Genomic DNA, 2077 nt, shown 5'->3' on the forward strand with positions numbered 1-2077 from the left:
CGGTTGCGGCGGTCGACCCGCAGCACCCGCGCGGTGGCCCATCCCCGCGACAGACCGTCGACGTCCTGCCTGAGCGGCGCGGCCCGGTCGGGCGCGGCGACGGACAGCACGGGGTCGGAGTCGAGGCTGAAGTCCAGCGGCATGGTCGGGGTTCCTTCTCGCAGATCTTGAGGGAGCGGTCAACGTGCCAGCCCGGCGGACGCCGCGGCCACCCGGACCGCCCGCGTCGCCGGCCCTGGTCTCAGCCCGAGACCATCTTGATGTAGAGCAGGCGGTCCCCGGTCTCCAGGGCGTCCGCCTCGGGTTCGTTGACCTTGATCAGCTGACCCTTGCGGACCACTCCCAGGACGAGCTCGGCCAGATGGCGCGGCGAGCCGCCGACCTCGGACTCCTCCACGCGCCGTTCGGCGATGGAGAACCCCTCGTCGGGGGTCAGCAGGTCCTCCATCATCCCCACGACGGTCGGGGTGATGGTCGCCAGGCCGAGCAGGCGCCCGGCCGTCTCGGCGGAGACCACCACGGAGTCCGCGCCCGACTGCTTCAGCAGATGCTTGTTGTCCGACTCACGAACGGTGGCGACGATCTTGGCGTTGGGCGCCAGCTCGCGCGCGGTCAGCGTGACCAGCACCGCGGTGTCGTCGGAGTTGGTCGCCACCACCACGGCCGCGGCGCGGGTGACGCCCGCGAGCTTGAGGACGTCCGACCGGGTGGCCGAGCCCTGGACGGTGACCAGTCCGCGGGCGGCCGCGGACCGGAGTGCCTGGGGGTCGGTGTCGACCACGACGATGTCGTCGGGGGCGATCTCGTCGGCGAGCATCGCCGCGACGGCCGACCTTCCCTTGGTGCCGTAGCCGACGACGACGGTGTGGTTACGCACGAGGTTCCTCCAGCGCTGGATCCTGAGGGCCTGACGGGACTGCTCGGTGAGCACCGACAGGGTGGTACCGACGAGCAGGATCAGGAAGAGCACGCGCAGCGGCGTGATCAGAATGGCGTTCAGCAGCCGCGCCTGCTGGGTGATCGGGGAGATGTCCCCGTAACCCGTGGTCGAGAGGGAGACGGTGGCGTAGTAGAAGGCGTCGACGACCGTGATCCGGCCGTCGGCCCCACCGCCGCCTTCATACCCCTCCTGATCGAGATACACCACGAGGGCCGCCAGGGCCAGCGTGAGCACGGCCATCAGGACGCGCTTGCCGATGAGCCGCCACGGGCTCTCGGCGTTCGCGGGGATGCTCACCACGCCCACGAGGATGTGGTCGGGGCTCTCGTCCAAGGGGTCGCTGCTGCGGACACGGGACGCGAGTGCGCGCTTCCTCACCATCGGCAGCTCCGTTCCGGGACGGGACCGCCGTCGATCATCGGGGTCACCGGGACCATCGTGGCCTATCGGTCACCGTCGGACAACAACCGGCCTCTCCCCGGTCCGGTGGAGAGGAGTCGGAGCAGCTCCTCCGCGTCGGGGAGATCGGCCGGTTCGACGGTACTGCCGGCCCGGACGTAGTGGAAGGCGGCCCGGACCCTGTGGAGTTCGACCGGTCGTCCGAGCCTGGCGGAGACGACTCTCGCCCACGCGTAGCGGTAGACCGCCAACTGGAGCGAGACCGCGGGCATCTCCCCGGGGCCCGGGACCCGCCCGGTCTTCCAGTCGACGACGATCCAGTCGTCCCCGTCCGCGAACACCGCGTCCATGCGGCCACGCAGCAGATGCTCCCCGAGTCCGACCTCGAACGGCACCTCCACCGCCTCGGGTGTCTGTCGGGCCCATCGCGACGATTCGAAGGCCTGCTGCAACGCCGTGAGGTCCGACTCCGACACACCGTCGACCGCACCATGGTCCCCGGCGCCGGGGAGATCGTCGATGTCCAGCAGGTGGGTGGCCCCGAAGCGGTGTTCCAGCCACAGGTGGAACCGCGTTCCGCGACGGGCGAAGCGGTCGGGCCGGAACGGCACCGGTCGGCGGAGGCGATCGGTGAACGCGTCGGGATCGGTCGCCATGGCCACCACCTCACCCGCGGTCAGCCGCCGCGGCAGGACCACGGCGTCACGCTGCTCGGCGGCCCGGCGCGCATCCGCGAGC

At 71.1% G+C, this 2077-nt stretch carries 2 protein-coding genes; both read right to left on the bottom strand.

Going from position 1 to position 2077, the window contains the following annotated elements; translation table 11 throughout:
- Nucleotides 1-241: 241 nt before the first annotated feature.
- Nucleotides 242-1321, bottom strand: a complete 1080-nt coding sequence (locus G6020_RS12990) for a potassium channel family protein (protein ID WP_179524802.1) — start codon at nucleotides 1319-1321, stop codon at nucleotides 242-244.
- Between the two features lie 62 nt (nucleotides 1322-1383).
- On the bottom strand, nucleotides 1384-2077 hold a 694-nt coding region (locus G6020_RS12995; protein ID WP_182610904.1), incomplete at its 5' end, for a PD-(D/E)XK nuclease family protein.

This window comes from Dietzia sp. B19 (assembly GCF_014145155.1).
GTDB classification, from domain to species: domain Bacteria; phylum Actinomycetota; class Actinomycetes; order Mycobacteriales; family Mycobacteriaceae; genus Dietzia; species Dietzia natronolimnaea.